Origin of the sequence: Bradyrhizobium sp. JR4.3, from assembly GCF_040547695.1 — a bacterium.
Classification (GTDB): Bacteria; Pseudomonadota; Alphaproteobacteria; order Rhizobiales; family Xanthobacteraceae; genus Bradyrhizobium; species Bradyrhizobium canariense.
This window is the reverse complement of sequence record NZ_JBEPQF010000022.1, coordinates 18,193-40,078: the sequence shown is the minus strand read 5'-3', so window position 1 is coordinate 40,078 and position 21,886 is coordinate 18,193. Positions and strand designations below refer to the sequence as shown.

Below are 21,886 nucleotides of genomic sequence, written 5' to 3'. Positions count from 1 at the left end.
CAAGGAACTATCATGCGTTTAGCCGTTTACACCGGACTAATACTGGCTGGCGGTTACACCTGCCTGGCCCCGGCGCTCGCCGCCGATCCGACCGGCGACTGGCGGGTTGCCGACGGCGTTGCCAACATTCGTGTCGCCCAATGCAATGGCAGCATGTGGGGCGCGGTTTCCTGGGAAAAACAGCCCGGCGGCCGCGACGAGAACAATCCGGACGCGTCGAAAAAGACCCGGCCCACGCTGGGCATGGCGACCCTGATCGACATGAAGAAAAAGCCCGGCGCCGAGCAGTGGGAAGGTCAGGTCTACAACGCCAAGGACGGCCAGCTCTACAGCGCGACCATCACGCCGGTTGGCACCGACCAGCTCGAGATCAAGGGCTGCGTGATGGGGTTCCTGTGCGGTGGCGAGACCTGGACCCGGGTCAGCCCCCCGATTCCCTTGAGCTCCGCCAACGCCATGGCCAAGGGCGCGCCGAAGCCCGCCGGCGCGGCGCCGAAAGCCCCGGGAACGACGGGCGCTACGGCGGCGCAGCCCGCGCCCGCAGCCCCGAAGGCCGCCGGCAGTGCCAAACCCGGTCAGAAGGGCGCCGCCGACCAGGTCGGCGACATCTGCCTACTCCCTGAGATTGCGGGGTTTGCCCATTAGGGCGGGCTGAAACAGCAGCACGGCGGCGAGCGTCGTCACCAGCGACAGCGCGAGCAGCTTGCCCATGCTGGACGTGCCGGGATGGCTCGACAGCCAGAGGCTGCCGAACGCGGTCGCCGTTGTCAGCGCGCTGAAAAAGATCGCGCGCGTCAGGCTGGTCTGGAGCAGGTTTGTCCTGCCCGAGCGCCAGGCCACGACATAGTAGATCTTGAAGGCCACGCCGACGCCGAGCAGCAGCGGAAACGCGACGATATTGGCGAAGTTGAGCGGCAAGCCGATCAGCACGCAGATCTCGAGCGTCACCGCGCCGGCCACCAGCAGCGGCACCAGCGTCATCAACACGTCGACGAACCGGCGCAGCGTGATCCACAGCAGCAGGCCGATCACCAGCAGCGCGTAGATTCCCGCATGGATGAACGCCTTCACCACGGTGTCGCCGGATTTCAGGATCGAGACCGGACCGCCGATCGCGGTCGGCTCGGCAACGAGCACCGCCGCCGCAAATTTGCGCAGCGTGTCGTTGTCGTTGGGATCGCCCTTCGGCAGCGCCTCGACCCGGATGATGCCGTCCTTGCTCTTCCAGGCGCTGACGAGATCTGCCGGCAATGACTTCAGGGTAACCGGCTCGGCTTGCATCGCGTTCCGGAGCTGGTCGAACACGATCTTCATCGGCGCGACGAACACGTCCTGCGCCTTGTTCCGCGTGGCTTCATCGCCATTGGCGAGCTTTTCCAGCGCGTCAGCGAGCCGACGCGAGGCGACCGCACCCGGGCCCTTCGCATCGCCTGCGGTCCGGCGCAGATTGTCGACCGAGGATTTCAGCGCATCGGCGTTTTCCTTGTCCGTCGGCGCGGCGTCGATCTGGTCGGGATTGAGCGCGGGGTTCAGCACCTTGGCGCCCTGCGCGATCAGCTTCAGCTTCGGCGCCTGGTCTTCGGGAACGAAGCTGTTGAGCGACATCACGCGCAACACCTCCGGCACCTTCTCCAGCTTCGCCTCCACCTGCCTCGCCTGCTCTTCCGACGTGGTCATCACGTTGATGGCATTGGCGCCGGTGTTGGGATCCTTGCGCAAATCGAGGAAGGTCGCGATCGACTCCGCCTTCGGGTTGCGCAGGTTCATCGGGTTGAAGTCGAACTTCATGTAATAGAGCAGCGGCAGGCCGGCGACCGCCAGAAACATCGTACCGCCGACGACCAGCACCCGGTGCTTCTCCAGGAAGTGATCGAGCGGCGCCAGGAAGGCGTAGCCGACCGGCTCCTTCTCGCCGGGCGGGTTCAACAGCTTCAGCATCGCCGGCAGCACGGTGATGCTGGTGACGAACGCGACCAGCATGCCGACGCCGGCGATCTGCCCGAGTTCGGCAATACCCTTGTAGTCGGTGGGGATGAAGCAGAGGAAGCCGGCCGCGGTCGCCATTGCCGCCAGCGACAACGGAATTGCCGAGCGCTTGGCAGCCAGGATCAGCGCGCCCGAAAGGTCGTTGTGCTTGTAGCGCTCGGAGCGATAGCGGACGCTGTACTGAATGCCGAAATCGACGCCGAGACCGACGAACAGCACGGCGAACGCGATCGACAGCAAATTGAGCGAACCCACCATCATCAGGCCGGCGGCGGTTGTCAGCGCAAGACCGACGAAGAGATTGACGAACACGGCGAAGATGATCTTCGCCGAATGCAGCGCCAGCCACAGGATGAGCAGCACGACGAGAACCGTGCCGATGCCGTTGACGACGGCGCCTTCCTGGACGGTTGCGTATTCCTCGTTGGCGATCGGGACCGGCCCGGTCAGCCGGACCCGCGCCTGGTATTTGGTGGCAAAGTCCAGATCGGCTGCGGCCTTGCGGATCGCGTCGGTTGCGCCCTTACCGGGCTCCAGCGCGTTGTAGTCGAGGATCGGTTTGAACTCGATGAAGGCGCGCTTGTCCGAATCCGTCAGCGGCTCGTCACTGACGAGCTCACGCCAGGAGAAGGTCGCATTGCCCTTGTTGAGCACGGTCTCGACCGTTTGCGCGATCTGGTTGAAGGGCCGCTCGGTGTTGTCGAGCTTGACCTGCCCGCGCTTGACGCCGGCAAGTCCCGTTTCCAGCGCCCCGGTCAGGCCGCGGATCGAGGGATCGCCTGCCATGATCTCGATCAGAGGCGCGGCGGATTCGAACTGGCTGGTGACCTTTGCGACTTCCTCTGTCGGCAGGAACAACAGGCCATTCTTCTCGAAGAACTCGCCGGTGCCGAGCTGCTGCACCGACTGGAAGTCTGTCTTGTTGTCCTTCAGCTTGGCATAGAGCGCGTCCGAGGCCGCGGTCGCCATCTCCGGCGTTTTGGCTTCGACCACCGCCGTAATCGTCGCATCGCGGTCGAAGGCGCGATCGAACTGCTGGTCGCGTTGGCGCCAGTCCAGATTTTGGGCAATCAGCGAATTGATATCGGTGTTGATGGCGAAATGCCGGGACGTGTAATAGCCCGCCCCCACCGCCAGCAGGAGCCCGAGAATGACGACGAGGGAGGCAAACCGGGTGCAGGCCCTGACGATGGCAACGACGACGCTTTGCAGCACTACTTTTCTTTCTGCGGTTAACAGCTTGCCGGAAACGCCCGCTGTTTAACGGAGTTCCCGGCCGAAACCTATTGCTGTTTTGAGTGGTTATCGCCGTCAGAAGGTTCGAGGTAAACGGCGGAGGACCATGGCGAAATCATGCGGGGCGGTCGGTATAGCCGGGGAGTTGAGGCGGGAAAGTGACGAAGGCGCAAACACCGATGTCACCGCTTTTCTGACCAAACATCCCTCTACTATAATACCGTAAAAGTGATCCCAGAGGAACCAAAGTCCATTCCACCTTTCCTTGCTGCCGATTTTTTGACACAAAGTATTGCGCCTCCATGCACGGGGCCCCGACAGGGGTGGGCGGCTACCGCGTGAGCGAAACCGGTGGTGCGGATATTGCAACTCATTGGTTCGTATCGGGGTGTCCCCTGAACTTGAGAGCGGATTGGTGCAACTTGCGTGATGGGCGTCCAATGGAAGTTTATCTGGCGCAACCGCGCGGCTTTTGCGCGGGGGTGGTACGTGCGATCGAGATCGTGGAGCGGGCGCTGGAGAAGTACGGCCCGCCCGTCTACGTGCGCCATGAGATCGTGCACAACAAGTATGTCGTCGAGAGCCTGAAACACAAAGGCGCGATCTTCGTCGAGGAACTGTCGGAGGTGCCGCCGAAGGCTGTGACGGTCTTCAGCGCTCATGGCGTCGCCCGCAGCGTCGAGGAAGAAGCGGCCGCGCGCGACCTTCCGGTGCTCAATGCCACCTGCCCCCTGGTCACGAAAGTTCACAATCAGGGGAAGCGCTACATCGCCAGGGGCCGCACCCTGATCCTGATCGGCCATGCCGGCCACCCCGAGGTCGAAGGTACGATGGGCCAGGTTCCCGCCCCCGTACTGCTGGTCCAAAGCGTTGAAGAGGTTAAGGCCCTTGAGCTGCCGGCGGATACGCCAGTGGCCTACATCACCCAGACCACCCTGTCTGTGGATGACACAAAGGACATCATTTCAGCCCTGCAGGCCCGCTTTACAGATATTCAAGGCCCGGATATCCGGGATATCTGCTATGCGACACAGAACCGCCAATCTGCGGTAAGGGACTTGAGCAAGCTGGTCGACGTGATCTTGGTGGTGGGCGCTGCCAATAGCTCGAATTCGAACCGGCTCCGCGAAATCGGCACTGAGGCCGGTGTCGCGAGTTATCTGATTGCCGACGGCAGCGCGCTCAATCCGGAGTGGTTGAAAGATGCCAGAACCGTCGGTGTCACGGCCGGCGCTTCGGCGCCCGAGGTACTCGTGGATGACGTGATCGAAGCGATGCGGCGGATCAGACCGGTCAAGGTCTCGGTGCTTCCGGGCCGCGAGGAAAACATCGAATTCCGGCTTCCGGCCCAACTGGCTGCGAGCTGACCCACCCGAATTTCAAGCCCAGAAAGAAACTTGTAATGGCTATCCCCTTCTTCAAGGAAATGCGTATCGGCGGCTATTTGATCAAGCAGAAGCTGCTTGGCCGCAAGCGCTATCCGCTCGTGCTGATGCTGGAGCCGCTGTTCCGCTGCAACCTCGCCTGCGTCGGCTGCGGCAAGATCGACTATCCGGATGCGATCCTCAACCGCCGCATGACCGCACAGGAGTGCTGGGACGCGGCCGACGAGTGCGGCGCGCCGATGGTCGCCATCCCCGGCGGCGAGCCGCTGATCCACAAGGAGATCGGCGAGATCGTGCGCGGCCTCGTGGCGCGCAAGAAGTTCGTCTCGCTCTGCACCAACGCTCTGCTGCTCGAGAAGAAGCTCGATCTGTTCGAGCCCTCGCCCTACCTGTTCTTCTCCGTGCACCTCGACGGCCTGAAGGAGCACCACGACAAGGCGGTGTCGCAGAAGGGCGTGTTCGACCGCGCCGTCTCCGCGATCAAGGCGGCCAAGGCCCGCGGCTTCACCGTCAACGTCAACGCCACCATCTTCGACGGCCATCCGGCCGAGGAGATCGCCAAGTTCTTGGATCTCACCGTCGAGCTCGGCGTCGGCGTCTCGATGTCTCCGGGCTACGCCTATGAGCGCGCGCCGGACCAGGAGCACTTCCTCAACCGCACCAAGACCAAGAAGCTGTTCCGCGACGTCTTTGCGATGGGCAAGGGCAAGAAGTGGAATTTCATGCATTCCGGCCTGTTCCTGGACTTCCTCGCCGGCAACCAGGAATACGAGTGCACGCCCTGGGGCATGCCGGCGCGCAACATCTTCGGCTGGCAGAAGCCCTGCTATTTGCTCGGTGAAGGCTACGCAAAAACCTTCAAGGAGCTGATGGACACCACCGACTGGGAGACCTACGGCACCGGCAAGTACGAGAAGTGCGCCGACTGTATGGCCCATTGCGGCTACGAGCCGACGGCGGCGACCGCAGCCATCAACAACCCGCTGAAGGCGATGTGGGTGTCGCTGCGCGGGATCAGGACCACGGGTCCGATGGCCCCGGAGATCGACATGAGCAAGCAGCGACCGGCGCAGTACATCTTCTCGGCGGAAGTGCAGAAGCGCCTGTCGGAGATCCGCAAGGACGAGGCCGCCGCCGCGCAGGAGAAGGCGGCGCGGAAGGCTTCCACCGCCGCGTAAGCGCGACGCCCTGTAGCCCGGATGGAGCGCAAGCGAAATCCGGGACGGCCCCTCCGCTTTGAAGACGTCGGATTGCGCTCCGCTCCATCCGAGCTACGCACACCGAAATAGAAAAGGCCCGATCGCCAATGGCGACCGGGCCTTTTGTTTTTAGTGATCGCAGAAACCGCTCAGGCTGCCTCAGAGACCAGCGCCTCGCTCTCCACGAGCTCGGTACCAATCAAATAGTCGCGGCAACCGCGCAAGCTGCGCAGCGCGCGGTTGAAGTCGAGGCCGGTCGAGACCAGTCCATGCAGCGCGGTCGGATTGCGCACGATGCCGCGCAGCACGGCCAGCACGTCGATCTGGCCGTTCGGCTTGATGGCGGCGCGGGCGAGCGCCGGCAGCGCGCGATGGGCGGGATCGCTGATGACGCGGACCGCGGCGAACGGCAAGCCGGCTTCGGCGGCGTAGGCGGCCGCGATGTGGCTTTCCATGTCGACGGCGGCAGCTCCGGTCTCCGAATGCAGCGCCGCCTTGCAGGAGCGCCTCGTGACCACTTCCTCGGCACCGGCGAGGCTGCCGCGCACCACGCGGCGGCGGCCCGACGTCAGGCGGTCGATCAGGTCGTCGCCGAGCGAGAGGCCGGCGGCCCAGCGCGTGTCGCCCGCGAGCACCTCGGTCGCCAGCACGACGTCGCCGGAGCGCAGCGTCGGGTCGAGCCCGCCGGCCACGCCAAAGGAGATCACACCGCGAATCGTCTCGGGATCCAGCACCGTCAACAGCGCCCGCAACTGGGTCGGGCTGCTCGACGAACAGATCACCGCCATTCCGGGCCCGGCCGCGATGCGGGCCTCCTGAACCAATCCAGTCACGATCAATATCGGCCTCGGATCAACGGTTTGACCCGCGGTAAGATAGTCCCCCGTCCCCAAAGTCACATTCCGACCCCTACCACCCTGCTGTTGGTGTTCCGCAAGTTCCGATACCGCGCCAACGCCCACAGCGGGAAGAACTTCGGGTAACCATGGTACCGTAGATAGAATACACGGGGAAAGCCTGTGGCGGTGTACCGCTGTTCGTCCCACAGTCCTTTTTCGTTCTGTGTTGCAATCAGGTACTCCACCCCGCGGGCGACGGCCGGGTGATCAACCTCGCCAGCAGCCATCAAGGCAAGCAAGGCCCATGCCGTTTGCGATGCGGTCGAGGGGGCGGCTTCCCAGCCTCGGTAGTCCAGCCGGTAGCTGACGGCATCCTCGCCCCAGCCGCCGTCCTGATTCTGGATCGAGGCCAGCCAGCCGGCGGCTTTCCGGATCATGGGGTCGTCATGGCGGACGCCGGCCATGTTGAGGGCGCACAGCACCGACCAGGTTCCATAGATGAAATTCATGCCCCAGCGGCCGTACCAGGACCCTTCCGGGTGCTGGGTCTTGCGGAGGTAGGCGACGCCCTCGGCGACATGCTTGCTGGTGTTCGCGGTCTCGCCGAGCTGGGCCAGCATCGAGATGCAGCGCGCGGTGACGTCCTCGGTCGGCGGGTCGAGCAGCGCGCCATGGTCGGAGAACGGGATGTTGTTCAGATAATATTCGAGGTTGTTGACGTCGAAGGCGGCCCAGCCGCCGTCGTCGCTCTGCATGCCCTCGATCCACTCCCGGGCACGGTCGATCGCGGCGTCATAGCCGGTCGCACCGTGCTCCCGGCGCATCCGGTCCATCGACATCACCACCACCGCGGTGTCGTCGAGATCGGGATAATGGGCGTTGTTGTACTGGAAGGCCCAGCCGCCCGGGCGCACTTCGGGCCGCTTCACCGCCCAGTCGCCCTTCACCTCGAGCTCCTGCTTCGGGATCAGCCAGTCGAGACCCTGCTTGGCCGCGGGCACCGCTCTGTCACCGCCGGCTTCGAGCAGCGCGTGGGCGGTCAGCGTCGTGTCCCACACCGGCGAGACGCAGGGCTGGCAATAGGCCTCGTCGTCCTTGATCACGAGCAGCTTGTCGATACCCCGGCGCGTGATCGCGCGCGGCGGATAGGTCTCATCCTTGCCGAGCGCGTCGTACATCATGACGATGTTGGCCATCGGCGGATAGATCGCGCCCATGCCGTCCTCGCCGTTCAACCGCTCCTCGGTGAAGGCGAGCGCGGCATCGATCGCGCGCTTGCGCAGGCTCTTGGGAAACATCGGCTCGACCACGCGCAAAATGCCGTCGAGCGCGCGGAACAGCACGAACCAGGCCATGCTCTGGTGCGGCGCCTTGGCCGTCATGCCAATCGAGCGCGGATCCTGCAGGAACAGCTCGTCGATGCCGACACCCTTGGGATTCTTCGCCCGTGGCTTCAGCGCGGCGATGACCATCAGCGGCACCATGGTGGTGCGTGCCCAGTAGGAGATCTTGTTGATGTGGAACGGCGACCAGAACGGCAGCAGCACGATCTCGATCGGCAGCACCGGTACCGCGCGCCAGGTCACGACGCCAAACATCGCAAGCATGAAGCGCGTGAAGACGTTGCTGTGAATGGCGCCGCCGCGGGAATGGATCGCCTCGCGCGCACGCACCATGTGCGGCGCGTCGATGGAATCCCCGATCATCTTCAACGCGAAATACGCCTTCACGCTGGCGCTCATTTCGAACTCGCCATCATGCACCAGCGGCCAGCCGCCATGGACGCCCTGAACGCGGCGAAGATAATTGGCGATCTTGGCTTCGAGCACGGCATCGACCGGCTCGGCGAGATAATGGCGCAGCAGCACGTATTCGGCCGGAATCGTGCAATCGGCCTCGAGCTCGAACACCCAATGGCCGTCGGATTGCTGGAAGCCGAGGACGCCTTCGGTGGCCGACGCAATGCTCGATTCCAAGTTCCCGAATTCTTGGGCTTCGCGGCTGGTCGCGTTCACGGAATCCATCTCGCTCGATTGCTCCGATAGTCGATTGAATTGGCCGAAATTGACCGGGACAAATACCCGTCAGGGCCGCCTGTCACTATCCCTTGGCGGCCAGAACCAGATCGGCGGCGCGATCACCGGATCGGACCGATCCCTCGATGGTTGCAGGCAATCCCGTAGCAGTCCAATCGCCTGCAAGAAACAGGTTTTTCAGCGCAGTGACCGGCCCTGGACGCAGGGCATTCTGCGCCGGCGTCGCCGCGAATGTGGCACGGCGCTCGCGCACGATCTGCCAAGGGGGCAGCTCGCCGGACACACCGCCCGCCTTGCACACGTCGTTCCAGATCGCCTGCGCGAGTTCCTCGCGCGGCATCTCGACCAGACGGTCGCCGTTGCTGATGGTGACGGACAGCCGGTTCGGGAACGCAAACAGCCATTCCACGACGCCGCCGATCACGCCGAGGATCGGAGCCGATCCCGCTGGCGGCTCAACGCGGAAATGCGCATTCACGATGGCGCGGAATTCGGTCGGCGTCTTCAGGCCCGGCAGCAGGTTGGAGGCAGCGCGCGGCGGTACCGCCATCACGACGACGTCGCCCTCGCCGATCTGGATCACATCTTCGCCGCCGAAATTCAGCGCGCCGACCTTGCCGTCATGGGTCGCAAACGAGCGCAGCTCATGGCCGAGCTGAACGCTGTGCCCGCGCTCCTGCAGGAACGTCACGGCAGGCTCGATCAGCACCGCGCTGAGCCCGTCGCGCGCGATCAGGGGACGGCAGGCCTGCCCGCCGGCGAGCAGCGTCTCGCGCACGATCGCGCCGGCCAGCCCCGCCGAGCCTTCGGGTGGATCGACGTTGAGCGCCGCCAGCAGCAGCGGCTGCACCAAGCGCTGATAGAGCACGCCCTCGCAGGGAATGGACTTGCCGACCAGCGTCTCTTCCGATGCCCAGATCAGCGGCGCCAGCTTCAGGTAATCGGTCAACCCGGTGTCGGGGACGCGGCGGCTCTCGTCGAGCACCCAGGTCGGGAGCCGGCCGTCGCCGAGGTCAATCTGCCAGCGCTGCCCGGTCGTGAGGTCGACAAAGGGAAACTGCGCGCGCTCCGGACCGACGAGGCCCGCTTCAGTGCCGATCGAGCGCGCGTAGGCGCGCGCATGGCTGTTGCCGGACAGCAGCAGATGGTTGCCGTTGTCGATAGTGAGATTGGTGGCGCCGTCGAAATAAGAACGGCAGCGGCCGCCGGCCTGCTGGGTCGCCTCGTGCACGGCGACCTTGAAGCCGGCATTGGCAAGCCGCACGGCGGCGGAGAGGCCGGAAATTCCAGCGCCAATGATGTGAGCTGTTTTTTGCATCAGATGAGAGCGTATCGGAGCAGGATGGCGATGCGTGTGACCTTCGACACACGCACCGGCTCACGCGGCGCGTTGAACCCGCGCGCGATCAGAAGATCCAGAATGGCATGATAGTATTTCGACATCATGCGGGGCGCGCGCACCGCGCGGCGCCGATTGCGGTTCATGATCTCGTCCGACTTCTCGAAATACACCTTTGCGCGTTGCGCCAGCGGCAGGCAGACCTTCGGCAGCGCGCGCTCGACGATCACGCGGTCCGGATCGTTGGAGGTGATGCCGGCATGCAGCAGCGCTTCGCGCGGCAGATAGAGCCGGCCGAGGCCCGCGTCCTCGTCGATGTCGCGCAGGATGTTGGTGAGCTGGAGCGCGCGGCCGAGATGATGGGCGAGCTCGATGCCGTCTTCTTCCGGCAGGCCGAAGACGCGGACCGACAGCCGCCCCACGGCACTCGCGACGCGATCGCAGTAGAGATCCAGCGTCGCCATGTCGGGCGCGCGGATGTCCTGCGGCACGTCCATCTCCATGCCGTCGACGATCGCGAGGAAATCCTCGCGCTTGAGGCCGAAGGTCTTCACCGAGGCGACGTAGTCCTTCAGCCGTGGCGGCGGATTGCCCTGGTAGAGCGCATCGATGTCGTTGCGCCACGCCTGAAGGGCGGCGAGCCGCTCGTCGCGCGGACCGTCGGAATCGGCGATGTCGTCGACCTGGCGGCAGAAGCTGTAGATCTGGAACATCGCTTCGCGCTGGTCGTGCGGCAGGATGCGCATCGCGGCGTAGAACGAACTGCCGGATGCGGTCGAGCCATAATTGGCGCCGGGCGAGGTCGCCTCAAGCGTCATGTGCAGTCCCCGGTCTGGAAATGGCCTTGCGTCCGACCGCGCGGCGGCCGACTTCGCCGATCATGCCGGCGAGGCTGAAGGTGAGGAGCTCGAGCTTGTTCAGGTGCACGCGCTCGCGCAGGGGATCGCGCACCTTCAACAGGCGCACAATGCGGTCGGCATAAGCCTGGATCACCGAGACCTCGATGCCGAGGCGGAAATCCCTGATCTCCACAGCTAGCGACCTGCCCTCGTCGAGCAGCGCTTCGTTGCGCACGGCGAGAGCCTGAAGGCAGGCCAGCATCGCCGGTGGCGATTGCGCCTCTCCGAGCTGCTCGACCGAGGCGCCACTCGCAGCCAGCGCATCGCGCGGCAGATAGACGCGGTTGAGCTCGCGGAAATCCTTGCCGCAATCCTGAAGATGGTTGTTGATCTGCAGCGCTGCACAGAGCGCATCGGACGCGGCCCAGGTCGAGGTGCTCTCACCATGGACGTCGAGCATGAAGCGGCCGACCGGCATCGCCGAGTAGCGGCAATAATGGATGACCTCGTCCCAATTCTCGTAGCGCAACTTGGTCACGTCCATGCGGAACGCGATGAGCACGTCGAGCGCGTGGCGCGGCGCCATACCGCGTTCGGCCAGTGCGTGCCGCAGGCTGACGGCCTCGGCCTGGGTGTCGCCTTTGCCGAGCAATTCCGCCTCGAGCAGGTCGAGATAAGCGAGCTTCTCGTCCGGCGGCAGCGTGGCGTGGTCGGCGATGTCGTCGGCGGTGCGAACGAAATTGTAATACGCCAGGATCAGCGCGCGATGACGCGGATGAATGATCCAGGACGCGACGGGAAAATTCTCGTCGCGCTCACCCTTGCCGGATCGCAATTCGCTCGCAGAGGTCATCGAGGGCTGGTCTACAATCGTTTGGACAGGAAGGGCTTTTTCGCTCGCGCTAGCCCGTGCGGGCGATGCCGCCGCGGCCCCCATATAGGGGAATACGGCCGCAAAACCAATCCTGTCTCTCGATGGCTGCCCTTTGCGGATCAGGCCCGAAAAGGCGGCCCCGAAGGCCGCCTTTTGTGGGCCAGTGGCCGAGCTTACTGGTTGTGGTTCTTCAGGACCTGGTCACAGGCCTGCGAAATCTTGGCCCGGTTCTCCTTGAGGCAGGCCAGGATGGTGAAATCGCCCTGGTCGATGACCGGACGGCAGAGCTTCTGCACATCGCGCGAGCAGGCCTTCTGCTCGGCGTCCGTGCCGCGCCCTTGCTGGGCGAACGCTGCGGTCGAGAGGGAGGCCGACAGCAGGGTGAGAGCGACGAGAAGCTTACGCATTGTATTCCTTCATTCTGACGGCAGAATCGCACCAATCCCGGACAGCACAGGGCGACGACCGGAGCGGATTGTTCTGATGGGCAAGTCGCCGCGGGAGTAGCGGCCTCGGAGAAGGCACAAGCACTGGCAAATGCGGCCAAATTGGCGCCACGTCCACCAAATGAGGTCTTCCCTGCGCCTTCTGTGACAAATGTAAGAGACTGATACTACGTCATAATTCAGGTACGTCGCGTTTTGCTGCGCACCTGTTGCAGAGCTGCATCTCTACATCCCGCCATGGGCCCCAGAAACATGCCGAAACGCAGAGAATCCGGAGGCCGATCATGGCAAGTGCGCTTCGCGATGCCGACATGTGGGCGGCCGGCCATTGAACCTGACACAGGCTCGGAACACTAAACCTTCGATGTGGCGAGACGTCCTTGGTGACAAGCGGACGTCGTTCCAAAACGGGATATTTTGAAGATGAATTTTTTTGGGCGATCTGAACTGGCAATCAAGGCGGCCGGCATCGGCGCTGTGCTGCTCTTCTCGGTTTCGACAAGTCAGGCTCAGTCGTCCGGACCGTTTGCAGGTTTCGAGGGCGCATGGACCGGCACGGGTACGGTGTCGCTGTCCGACGGCTCCACCGAGCGCATCCGTTGCAAGGCCGATTACAAAGTTGCCGGCACCGGTCTCAGCCTCAAGCAGGCGTTGCACTGCGCGTCCGACAGCTACAAGTTCGACCTCACCAGCGACGTGACCAGCCAGGGCGAGCGGATCTCCGGCAATTGGAGCGAGACCAACCGCAACATCTTCGGCAATCTGCAAGGCACCGCCGGTGGCGGCCAGATCGAGGTGTTCGTCGAGGCCAACGGCTTTGCCGCCAATTTGTCGCTGCGCACCAACGGCACCAAGCAAACGGTGCAGATCTCATCCAAGGGCGAGATTCGCGGCGTCAACATCACGATGACGAAGGGCTGACGGCTCTTACCGCTTCGAAAGCAACAAGCCCCGGTTCTCGCGAACCGGGGCTTTGTTGTTTTCGGGAGACGCGGCGCAATCGCCCGGACCGCGCCGATTCGAGTGTCTGATGAACGAAGCCGTTCAGATCGCCGGCTTGTCGCCCTGAAGCTTGGCGTGCAGATTGATCAACCACATCGCCGTCGGCCGCAGGATGAAGAGGTCGGCGACGAGCGCCATCACCATCGAGAAGGCGCTGAGCCAGCCGAACAGCCGTAGCGACGGCAGGTCGGAGAACACCGTGACGACGAGACCGCAGGCCAGCACCAGCGTGGTCAGGATCAAGGCCGGGCCGACCAGCACGGTGGCGCGCTCCACCGCGAGCGCCGAGCCGACGCCCGGCTTGCTCTCGAGCCTGAGGCGGTTGAGGAAATGGATGGTGGCGCTTAAGCCGAGGCCGAACGAAACGGTCAGAGCCACGACGCTGGCGAATTGCAGTCCCTCACCCATCGCCCACAGCACCGTTCCCGACATCACAACGGGGAAGATGCCCGGCAGGATGCAGGCGAACATCACCACCCAGGAGCGGAAGGCCAGGCCGATGAAGATCGCGACCAGCGCGAATTCGACGGTCAGCCCGCGGTTGAGCTTCTCGATCATGCCGGCCGAGTTGCGCGCGGCAATCGCGGCAAGACCCGTGACCGCCACTTCATAGCCGGGATGCTTCTTGCGAACGGCGTCGAGCTCGGTATCGAGCTTGTCGACGATCGGAAGGAGCTGGCTGGAATCCTTGTCCGGCACGCGACCTGCGACCACCACGGCGTCCTGCTCGGCATCGATGAACCGGCGTACCAGATGCTCCGGAATGACGCTGACATATTCCTTCAGGGTCGCGACGTCGGCGCTGCCGGCCTTGTCCGCGAGCCAGCGGCGCAGGGTCTCGACCGACCAGACATTGCCGACACCGGCTGCCTTCTCCACCGTCGCGTGCACATCCGCGATGGTCTGCAGCGTCTCCGGCGAATAGAGCGATTCACCCTTGGGGAACTGGATCAGAACGTTGACCGGGTTGGCGCCGGTGAGCTTGGCGTCGAGCCGGTCGCTGGCGGCGACCGCCTGGCGCTTGTCCGGCACCTGGTCGGCGAGCCGGTAGCGCGGCTCCAGATTTGCGTAGATGACGCCGAGGCCCGCCACGAACACCACCGCGATCAGGCTGAACAGGCCAGGACGGCCCACCATGCGCACCGCGATCCAGTAGCAGAAATTACGCAGCGCCTGCACGCCGGCATCCGCGCTCTGGAACTTGGTCGCAAAGACCTTCTCGTTGCGCACCAGCAGCACGCCGAACACCGGCACCAGCGACAACACCGCGACCAGCGCGATGATGGTGGCGGCGAGACCCGCCTCGCCAAACTTGCGGATCAGATCGGAGTCGGAGAACTGGAGCGCGATGAAGGAAATGCCGGCGGTGCCGTGCGTCAGCACGCAGGCCGGTCCCACCACCAGCACCGCGTTCTTGAACGCGGTGAACTTGTCCTGGCCCGCGATCAGCCGGTCGCGCGCGGCGAAGGTGAGCTGCATCGAGTCCGAGAAGCTGATGACCATGATGAGCGGCGTCATCACGTTCAGGAACATGTTGAGGTTGAAATTGGCCCAGCCGAGCGCGCCGAGCGCCAGCAGGATCGCAATCATCGGCGGGAACGCCGCCGCCACCATGAACGAGATCTTGCGGAAGAAGATGATGGCGATGACACAGCCGGCGAGAATGCCGAGGATGTTGTAGGTGAGCCCGTCGCGCTCGACCGCGTTGCGGATCTCGAGCTGCATCACCGGCACGCCGGAAAGCTGCACGTTGAGGCCGGTATCGCCGAGGTCTTCCTTCATGAGCGCGCGGATATCGGCGACGGTCTTGGTCAGCTTGTTGGAGGCGACCACCTCCGGATCGAGCGAAAGCACGATCAGCGCCAGCGTGCCGTCCTCGGACAACAGCTTGCCGCGGATGATCTCGTTGGCTTTGACGCCCTCGATGAACTTGTCATAGGCCGCGCCCTCGGGCAGCTCGGGCGGGAACAGCGCGGCGGGAAGCTTGCCCGGCGCCGGCGCCTGACGCGCGGAGAACAGCGAGACCAGTCCGCGCGTACCCTCGACCAGCTGCATGTCGGTGACGAAGTCGCGCAGCTTCTCGAGGTTGTTCCGCGCCAGCAGGGTCTTGCCCTCGACTACGACGAGGACGTCGAATTCCTCGGCCGGGAACTTCTTGGTCACCGCTTCGTACTGGCGGAATTCCGGCGTGTTGGACCGGAACAGCTGCGACAGCGAATCGTCGATCTTGATCCGGTGGATGCCGAACACGGCGCCGACGATCAGGACGAGCAGGACGATGCAGGAGACGATGGGCGCCCGGACGGCGAACAGCCCGATGCGCTCCAGCCCGAAGGCGATCGAGGACGCAGGTCCCTGCTCGACCTTGTCGACATGAACCTCACTCTCGCTGTGCTTTTCGAGCATGCCTTGTCCAGTTCCTAAATCGGCTCGGGTCTGTGAGCTTGTCGCGCCCCGCGAACGGCTTGAAAATGCCATACCAATGGGAGGCTTGCCCTTTGAAAATGCGCAGAAAATCGCCGCGAGGGGTTTAGCAGGTCAATCGCCCTTCTCGCAAGCAGGCGGAGTGTGGCCGAATCGATCAAGATGTGGCGATTTTGCCTTAATGCCCTTCATTCGGGCAAAGCCGTGCCAATTCGACGCGGCGCGCGGTCCGCGCTCTCGTCCTTCAGCGCCACACCGCTCACTTCCCGCGCGAGCCCCTCGCGGACCAGCCAGGCGATCTTGAAAGCAGCCTCGTCATAGCTCAACCCGGCCTTGTGGATGTTCGACACGCAATTGCGCTCGGCATCGGTGCGGCCCGGCTTCGGGGCGAAAGTCAGATAGGCGCCGAGACTGTCGGGCGCCGACAGGCCCGGCCGCTCGCCGATCAGCGTGACGACCATGCGCGCGCCGAGAATGGCGCCGATCTCGTCGCCGAGCGCGACGCGCGCGCCTGAGGCGACGACGACATGGCCGATCGCGACACCATCATCGGCTGCGAGCAACGGCAGCAGGCGCATCACCAGCGCGGCCGCATGGGCGTGGACCGCGGCAGCCGACAGCCCATCGCCAATCACGACCGCGAGTTGGCACGGCTCCGAGGCGCTCCGCGCCAGAGCCTCGACTGATCCGGCATCCAGCAGTCTGCCCAGATCGGGCCGCCGCAAATAGTCCCTGCGGTCGACCGCCCGGCTGTTCGCCTCGGTGACGACGAGGCCGAGCGCGCGGAGATCCGCGACCAGCCGCGGCGCATCGAACACGGCATGTACGGCATCGCAGGCGCGGGCATGGTCCAGCGTGAAATCGAGCAGTGCCCGCGTCGGCAGGCTCGCGCCGCTGCGCCCGAGCGCGACGCGCGCGGGCGTAAGCGACCGCAGATCGAGGGTCGGACGACGCGGGATGGCCGGATCAGACATGTTGTGTCATTCGGCGGGGACGGAGGCCTCGCGTAGCCGGATCGAATAGTTCGAGGCGTTCTGCTGGCCGGTCGAGGCCGCCCGCGCAAAGGTGATGAGATGGTGCGCGATCAGAGTGCAGCCGATCAGACCTTCGAGGTCGCCGCGCTTGATGCGGCCCAGCGCGAACTTCCAGAACACGCGCTTGTAGTCGCCGAGCACGCCGACCTTCCAGAAGATGTTTCGCAGCATGACGAGGCCGCGCCTGATGTTGGGCCAGGTCTTCATCTCGTCCGGCGTCGGCATCTTCAGGCGGTGCACGTAAACGTGCTCGCATTGATACTGGAAGCGCGCGTAGACCTTTTCGGGCTCGTAGGCGACGGCCATGGCGTGCTTCCAGGATGCGACGACGTCGTCGTAGGGCAACAGGAAGTTGACATTGGAATCGCGGCCGTCGTCCTCGACCAGGCGTCCCTCGCGCTCCAGACGGTCCCATAGCGGCGTCTTCGGCAGCGCCTGAAGCAGGTTGATCGTGAGCAGCGGAATCCGGGAGTCCTCGACGAAGGCGAGCAGCGCCTCCGAAGTGTTCGGCTTATCGGTGTCGAGCCCCATGATGATGCCGGACACGACCTCCATGCCGTAGGAGTTGATGGTTTGCACGCCCTCGAGGATCGGGACCATCATGTTGTGGTCCTTGTGCATCGCCTTCAGCGCATCGGGATCGGGCGTCTCGATGCCGCAGAAGATGGTGACGAAATAGGCCTCGCGCATCTTCTCGAGGATTTCCGGCCGCTTGGCGATGTTGAGCGTCGCCTCGCAGGCGAGCCGCACCATGTAGCCGGTCCTCTTCTGCCATTCGATCAGATGCGGCAGGAGGTCCAGCGCCGCCTTGCGGTTGCCGATGAAATTGTCGTCGACGAAATAGACCGTGTCGGTCATGCCGCATTCGCGCAGGCGGTCGAGTTCGGCGATGATCTGCTCCGGCGATTTGATGCGCGGATTGCGGCCGTACAGCCCGGGGATGTCGCAGAACTCGCACTGATACGGACAGCCGCTGGAATACTGGATGCTGCCGAGGAAGTATTTCTTCACGTCGGCGAGCTCGTAGGCCGGGATCGGAAACTCCGTCATCGGCACGCGGTCTTTGGTGGTCAGAACCACCTGGGTCTCGGGACGCGAGATGTCGCGCGACAGTATTTCGAGCAGCTGATTGGTGGCGTCGCCGAGCTCACCGACATGGAGATAGTCGAACGACGGATAGTAATCCGGGCAGGCGCTGACGGAAGGACCGCCGAGCGCGACCGGTAGGTCGAACTCATGGGCGCGCCGGCAGATATCGTTCATCTGCTGGCGCTGGATGTGCATGCCGCTGACGAAGACCGCCTCCGCCCATTCGAACTCTTCCCTTGTCGTACGGCGAAGGTTCTCATCGACGAATTTGACCTGCCACTCCTCCGGCAGATAGGCGGCAAGCAGCAAAAGTCCCTGCGGCGGCATGAAGGCGCGGACGCCATCGGTCAGGGGGTAGGAATGCTCGAACGTCCCGAACGACGATGTGTATCGCGGAAACACGCAGAGAATCCGCCGGGACGTCCCGTTACTTTCAGCTCGCATCAAAGCTCCCCCGCCACGCTCGACTTAGCTGCGGAAATTGCCAGACAGCCACATAGCGTAATGCTGCCGCCGGAATTTCTCAATATTGTGGCATGAGCATAATTCCCGAGGGCACCAATGGTTTCCTCGGGCCGCCGGGTGCTTCCGCCGCGTCACGCGATCAGCCGGGAGGCAAAATCGGGCAGCAGGCCTGCATCGCCGGCAAGACGGAAATCGGCGCCCGCAATGCCGGACCGCACCAGCCAGTCGTCGAATTCCGGCGCGCGGCGCAGTCCGAAGACGTCGCGGACATAGAGCGCGTCGTGAAAAGACGTGGACTGATAGTTCAGCATGACGTCATCGGCGCCGGGGACACCCATGATGAAGGTGACGCCGGCGGCAGCGAGCAACGTCAGCAGATTGTCCATGTCGTCCTGGTCCGCCTCGGCGTGATTAGTGTAGCAAATGTCGATCCCAAGCGGCAGGCCGAGCAGCTTGCCGCAAAAGTGATCCTCCAGCCCGGCCCGGATGATTTCCTTGCCGTCGTAGAGATATTCCGGGCCGATGAAGCCGACCACGCTGTTGACCAGGAGGGGCGCAAAGGCGCGGGCGACCGCATAGGCGCGCGCCTCGCAGGTCTGCTGGTCGACGCCGTGATGGGCGTTGGCCGACAGCGCCGAGCCCTGCCCGGTCTCGAAATACATCACGTTCTGCCCAACCGTACCGCGCCTCTGCGACAACCCGGCCTCGTGCGCCTCCTTGAGAAGCGCGAGGTCGATACCAAAACTGCGGTTGGCAGCCTCAGTGCCGGCGACCGACTGGAACACGAGGTCGACCGGCGCCCCCTGCCCGATCAGCGACAGCGTCGTGGTGACATGGGTCAGCACGCAGCCCTGTGTCGGGATCTTCAGCCGCGCGATGACCTCGTCGAGCAGCCGCAGCAATTGGCCGATCACGGCCGGGTCGTCGCTCGCCGGGTTGATGCCGATGCAGGCATCGCCGGCGCCGAGCAGGATGCCGTCGAGGATGGAGGCGGTGATGCCCCTGGCGTCGTCGAAGGGATGGTTGGGCTGCAGCCGGGTGCTCATCCGGCCCTTCAGGCCGATGGTGTTGCGGAAAGCGGTGGTGATCTCGCATTTCCGCGCCGCCAGGATCAGATCCTGGTTGCGCATCAGCTTCGAGACCGCGGCGGCCATCTCCGGGGTGATGCCGCCGGCCAGCTTGCGCAAGATTTCGGGTGTCGCGGCGTCCGATAGCAGCCAGTCGCGAAAGGCGCCGACCGTCAGCGAAGCCACCGGCGCGAAGGCCTTGGCGTCGTGGCTGTCAATGACGAGGCGGGTGACCTCGTCGGTCTCATAGGGGATGACGGCTTCTTGCAAGAACTGCCCGAGCGGGACGTCGGCCAGCGCCATCCGCGCCGCGATCATCTGTTCGGCACTGGCGGCGGCGATCCCGGCCAGGCGGTCGCCGGAGCGCGGCGGCGTCGCCTTGGCGAGCAGGTCGCGCAAATCCGGGAACGTGTAGGTCGTGGCGTCGATGGTGTGGCGGTAGACCAAGGGTCTCTCCGGGGTTCGTCGGCCAAAGGCCGACTCCTGGGCAATCCCAAGACTATACCTTCAGATCAAGACGCTGAAATATCTACCTTTCCTTCGACCGAGGGCGAAGGGCGCCAAACCCCGCGTTAACGCTGCGTCCATCTTCATTCTGCATAGTTTTGCAATAGTTTGCACGACCGCGCTCTCCGGCCGCTCCCGGCCATTCGGGCCCCTGAAAACCATGACAACTGACCGACCTGGGAATGCCACCGGCCTCGCCGGCCGCTTCACGCTTGCCAACAAGCTCTACGCCATCTTCGCGCTGTTCGCGCTTCTCACGGCGGCGATCGCGATGCTGTCCGACTACAACAGCCGCCGCGGCGCCGAGCTGACCACCGCGATCGAGACCGCGAACGCCGCCGCGCTGAACGTCGAGCGGGTCAACTCGCTGGTCTATGCGGTCGTGATGGAATCGCGCGGCGTCTACATGTCGACTGAACCGGCCGTGGTGAAGAAGTACGGCGAGGGCCTGCTCAAGTTCAACGCCCAGATCCTTGACGTCGTGAAGCGCTGGGAGACCATCGTCAAGGCTGACGATGCCGAGCAGTTCGCCACGTTCAAGAAGCGCATCGAGCAGTTCGTCGAGTTTCGCAAGGAGCTGGTGCGCCGCGGCGTCGAGATCAATGCGGCCGCGGGCCGCGAATGGGGCGACAACGACGCCAACCGCGCCGTGCGCTCGGCGCTGAACAAGGATCTCGAGGCGCTGTCCAAGGTCTATGCCGAGCGTGCAAGGCAAATCGCGCACGAGACCGAGACCAATCGCACCCTGTCCTTGGTCCTGACTTGCCTCGCCGGCGTGGCGCTCGCCCTCGTCGTGATCGGCATCGTCATCATCGCCCGTTCGATCGCACGCCCCCTCTCCGCCATCACCGCGACCATCAAGCAGGTCGCTGACGGCGCCGAGAACGTCGTGGTGCCCCACTCTGACCGGGCCGACGAGATCGGCGCACTGGCACGCGCGATCCAGATCTTCCAGGACGCGATGGGGCGCAACCGCAACCTCGCCTCGCAGGTCTCGCAGGACTCCGCCGCGCGCGAGGAGCGCGCCCGCCACATCGAACAATCCGTCGACGCGTTTCGCGAGGCGATCGGCGCGATCATGCGCGGCCTCAGCGACAACGCCTCCGTCATGCGCGAGACGGCGCAGACCATCACCCGCGTCACCGCGGACGCGAGCAGCCGCGCCGGCACGGCGGCGAACGCCACCGAACAGGCCTCGCACAACGTTACGGCGGTGGCAGGCGCGGCCGAGGAGCTATCTGCGTCGGTGGTGGAGATCGGCCGGCAGGTGCGGCAATCCGCCGGCGCGGTCGAGCAGACCGGCCAGCGCACCGAGAAATCGATCGCCGAGATCGAGAGCCTGGCCGCAGCCACGCAACGCATCGACGGCGTGCTCAGCCTGATCCAGGCGATCGCCGAGCAGACCAATCTGCTCGCGCTCAATGCCACCATCGAGGCCGCGCGCGCGGGCGATGCCGGCCGCGGCTTTGCCGTCGTCGCGCATGAAGTCAAGGCGCTCGCGGGGCAGACCGCGAAGGCGACCGCCGACATCAGCGAAAACGTCTCGATGATCCAGTCCTCCACCCGCAACGCGGTCGACGCCGTCCGCGAGATCGGCGGCGCAGTGCGCGAGATCAACGACGTCACCTCGGCGATCGCCGGCGCCATCGGCCAGCAGGACGCCGCCACGCGCGAGATCTCGTCCAACGCGCAATCGGCGGCCCAAGGCAACGAGACCCTCGTCGCCAACATCAGCTCGCTCCGCGACGCCATCGGCGAGACCGACACTGCGGCCTCCTCGGTGCTGACGGCTGCGAGCAGCGTGACTGAGACGGCGGAGACGCTGTCGCGCGAGGTGGAGAAGTTCTTCCAGAACCTGCGCTCGGGCGCAGCGGACGGCCGCGTCGCCAAGGCGGGCTAGCAGCACGTCCATCGCCAGCAGAGCCGGCGATGGGGTCGCTCCCTCAAAAAAACGCGAAAACAACCCCATGCACAGTAGCCGGGGACAGCGATATCAATGGCTTGGCGCTAGTCCAAATATATTCGTATTTTACGAAATGACATTTGACTCGTCGGGCAAAACACCGGCATGATGTCATCTTGGCGATGGCGCCCCGCGGGACCTTGGTCGTCCTGCCGA

Annotated in this window: 16 protein-coding genes; 5 read left to right on the top strand and 11 right to left on the bottom strand. The window is 64.4% G+C overall.

Features of this window, described 5'->3' with window-relative positions; genetic code table 11:
• Nucleotides 1-12: 12 nt before the first annotated feature.
• Entirely contained in the window at nucleotides 13-645 is a 633-nt protein-coding gene (locus tag ABIB91_RS28580) for a DUF2147 domain-containing protein (RefSeq protein ID WP_354169539.1), read from the top strand.
• Here the strand turns inward: ABIB91_RS28580 and hpnN are convergent.
• Nucleotides 613-3,201 carry a hopanoid transporter HpnN gene (hpnN, locus tag ABIB91_RS28575; protein WP_354169541.1) on the bottom strand — a complete coding sequence of 863 codons (2,589 nt, stop codon included), beginning with the start codon at nucleotides 3,199-3,201 and terminating at the stop codon, nucleotides 613-615. The two genes, ABIB91_RS28580 and hpnN, sit on opposite strands and share 33 nt — an antisense overlap.
• Before the next feature lie 461 nt (nucleotides 3,202-3,662).
• Between hpnN and ispH the strand changes: the two genes are divergently transcribed.
• A complete protein-coding gene (gene ispH, locus ABIB91_RS28570) occupies nucleotides 3,663-4,589 on the top strand; it encodes a 4-hydroxy-3-methylbut-2-enyl diphosphate reductase (RefSeq protein ID WP_354169544.1) in 927 nt (308 codons plus the stop codon).
• Nucleotides 4,590-4,624: 35 nt separating this feature from the next.
• Nucleotides 4,625-5,785 carry an adenosyl-hopene transferase HpnH gene (gene hpnH / locus ABIB91_RS28565; protein WP_007593619.1) on the top strand — a complete coding sequence of 387 codons (1,161 nt, stop codon included), beginning with the start codon at nucleotides 4,625-4,627 and terminating at the stop codon, nucleotides 5,783-5,785.
• A 170-nt stretch (nucleotides 5,786-5,955) separates the two neighbouring features.
• Here hpnH and ABIB91_RS28560 read toward each other — a convergent pair whose 3' ends face one another.
• The 6 genes from ABIB91_RS28560 to ABIB91_RS28535 all read right to left on the bottom strand — a co-directional run bounded on the left by ABIB91_RS28560 (nucleotide 5,956) and on the right by ABIB91_RS28535 (nucleotide 12,140).
• Nucleotides 5,956-6,705, bottom strand: a complete 750-nt coding sequence (locus ABIB91_RS28560) for a phosphorylase (protein WP_007593620.1) — start codon at nucleotides 6,703-6,705, stop codon at nucleotides 5,956-5,958.
• Nucleotides 6,702-8,669, bottom strand: coding sequence for a squalene--hopene cyclase (shc, locus tag ABIB91_RS28555; RefSeq protein ID WP_354169546.1), 1,968 nt, complete (start codon nucleotides 8,667-8,669; stop codon nucleotides 6,702-6,704). Before shc ends, ABIB91_RS28560 begins: the two co-directional genes overlap by 4 nt.
• A 76-nt stretch (nucleotides 8,670-8,745) precedes the next feature.
• Nucleotides 8,746-9,999, bottom strand: coding sequence for a hydroxysqualene dehydroxylase HpnE (hpnE, locus tag ABIB91_RS28550; RefSeq protein WP_007593622.1), 1,254 nt, complete (start codon nucleotides 9,997-9,999; stop codon nucleotides 8,746-8,748).
• Nucleotides 9,999-10,838, bottom strand: coding sequence for a presqualene diphosphate synthase HpnD (gene hpnD / locus ABIB91_RS28545; protein WP_354169549.1), 840 nt, complete (start codon nucleotides 10,836-10,838; stop codon nucleotides 9,999-10,001). Before hpnD ends, hpnE begins: the two co-directional genes overlap by 1 nt.
• Nucleotides 10,828-11,712, bottom strand: a complete 885-nt coding sequence (gene hpnC, locus ABIB91_RS28540) for a squalene synthase HpnC (RefSeq protein ID WP_354169551.1) — start codon at nucleotides 11,710-11,712, stop codon at nucleotides 10,828-10,830. The genes hpnD and hpnC overlap by 11 nt, the downstream gene beginning before the upstream one ends.
• Nucleotides 11,713-11,906: 194 nt before the next feature.
• Nucleotides 11,907-12,140 carry a hypothetical protein gene (locus tag ABIB91_RS28535; protein ID WP_007593627.1) on the bottom strand — a complete coding sequence of 78 codons (234 nt, stop codon included), beginning with the start codon at nucleotides 12,138-12,140 and terminating at the stop codon, nucleotides 11,907-11,909.
• Between the two features lie 462 nt (nucleotides 12,141-12,602).
• Here ABIB91_RS28535 and ABIB91_RS28530 point away from each other — a divergent pair, with 462 nt between their 5' ends.
• The gene (locus ABIB91_RS28530; protein ID WP_354169553.1) at nucleotides 12,603-13,100 is read left to right on the top strand and encodes a hypothetical protein; all 498 of its coding nucleotides are present in this window, start codon (nucleotides 12,603-12,605) and stop codon (nucleotides 13,098-13,100) included.
• A gap of 123 nt (nucleotides 13,101-13,223) precedes the next feature.
• On the opposite strand, the gene ABIB91_RS28525 is transcribed toward ABIB91_RS28530, so the two are convergent.
• From ABIB91_RS28525 to ABIB91_RS28510, 4 genes are all read right to left on the bottom strand, one after another.
• Nucleotides 13,224-15,587, bottom strand: coding sequence for an efflux RND transporter permease subunit (locus ABIB91_RS28525; protein ID WP_007593629.1), 2,364 nt, complete (start codon nucleotides 15,585-15,587; stop codon nucleotides 13,224-13,226).
• A gap of 206 nt (nucleotides 15,588-15,793) precedes the next feature.
• Nucleotides 15,794-16,579 carry an ethanolamine ammonia-lyase subunit EutC gene (gene eutC / locus ABIB91_RS28520; protein WP_354169555.1) on the bottom strand — a complete coding sequence of 262 codons (786 nt, stop codon included), beginning with the start codon at nucleotides 16,577-16,579 and terminating at the stop codon, nucleotides 15,794-15,796.
• 6 nt (nucleotides 16,580-16,585) lie between these two features.
• The gene (locus ABIB91_RS28515; protein ID WP_354169557.1) at nucleotides 16,586-18,172 is read right to left on the bottom strand and encodes a B12-binding domain-containing radical SAM protein; all 1,587 of its coding nucleotides are present in this window, start codon (nucleotides 18,170-18,172) and stop codon (nucleotides 16,586-16,588) included.
• Nucleotides 18,173-18,324: 152 nt separating this feature from the next.
• The gene (locus ABIB91_RS28510; RefSeq protein WP_354169559.1) at nucleotides 18,325-19,707 is read right to left on the bottom strand and encodes an ethanolamine ammonia-lyase subunit EutB; all 1,383 of its coding nucleotides are present in this window, start codon (nucleotides 19,705-19,707) and stop codon (nucleotides 18,325-18,327) included.
• 220 nt (nucleotides 19,708-19,927) lie between these two features.
• On the opposite strand from ABIB91_RS28510, the gene ABIB91_RS28505 reads away from it, so the two are divergent.
• Nucleotides 19,928-21,667, top strand: coding sequence for a methyl-accepting chemotaxis protein (locus ABIB91_RS28505; RefSeq protein WP_354169561.1), 1,740 nt, complete (start codon nucleotides 19,928-19,930; stop codon nucleotides 21,665-21,667).
• Nucleotides 21,668-21,886: the final 219 nt, after the last annotated feature.

Coding starts and splice junctions, on each gene's coding strand:
- ABIB91_RS28505 (WP_354169561.1), top strand. CDS start 19,928: ATGACAACTGACCGACCTGGGAATGCCACCGGCCTCGCCGGCCGCTTC.
- ABIB91_RS28580 (WP_354169539.1), top strand. CDS start 13: ATGCGTTTAGCCGTTTACACCGGACTAATACTGGCTGGCGGTTACACC.
- ispH (WP_354169544.1), top strand. CDS start 3,663: ATGGAAGTTTATCTGGCGCAACCGCGCGGCTTTTGCGCGGGGGTGGTA.
- ABIB91_RS28515 (WP_354169557.1), bottom strand. CDS start 18,172: ATGCGAGCTGAAAGTAACGGGACGTCCCGGCGGATTCTCTGCGTGTTT.
- shc (WP_354169546.1), bottom strand. CDS start 8,669: ATGGATTCCGTGAACGCGACCAGCCGCGAAGCCCAAGAATTCGGGAAC.
- hpnC (WP_354169551.1), bottom strand. CDS start 11,712: ATGACCTCTGCGAGCGAATTGCGATCCGGCAAGGGTGAGCGCGACGAG.
- ABIB91_RS28535 (WP_007593627.1), bottom strand. CDS start 12,140: ATGCGTAAGCTTCTCGTCGCTCTCACCCTGCTGTCGGCCTCCCTCTCG.
- hpnE (WP_007593622.1), bottom strand. CDS start 9,999: ATGCAAAAAACAGCTCACATCATTGGCGCTGGAATTTCCGGCCTCTCC.
- hpnH (WP_007593619.1), top strand. CDS start 4,625: ATGGCTATCCCCTTCTTCAAGGAAATGCGTATCGGCGGCTATTTGATC.
- ABIB91_RS28530 (WP_354169553.1), top strand. CDS start 12,603: ATGAATTTTTTTGGGCGATCTGAACTGGCAATCAAGGCGGCCGGCATC.
- eutC (WP_354169555.1), bottom strand. CDS start 16,579: ATGTCTGATCCGGCCATCCCGCGTCGTCCGACCCTCGATCTGCGGTCG.
- ABIB91_RS28525 (WP_007593629.1), bottom strand. CDS start 15,587: ATGCTCGAAAAGCACAGCGAGAGTGAGGTTCATGTCGACAAGGTCGAG.
- hpnD (WP_354169549.1), bottom strand. CDS start 10,838: ATGACGCTTGAGGCGACCTCGCCCGGCGCCAATTATGGCTCGACCGCA.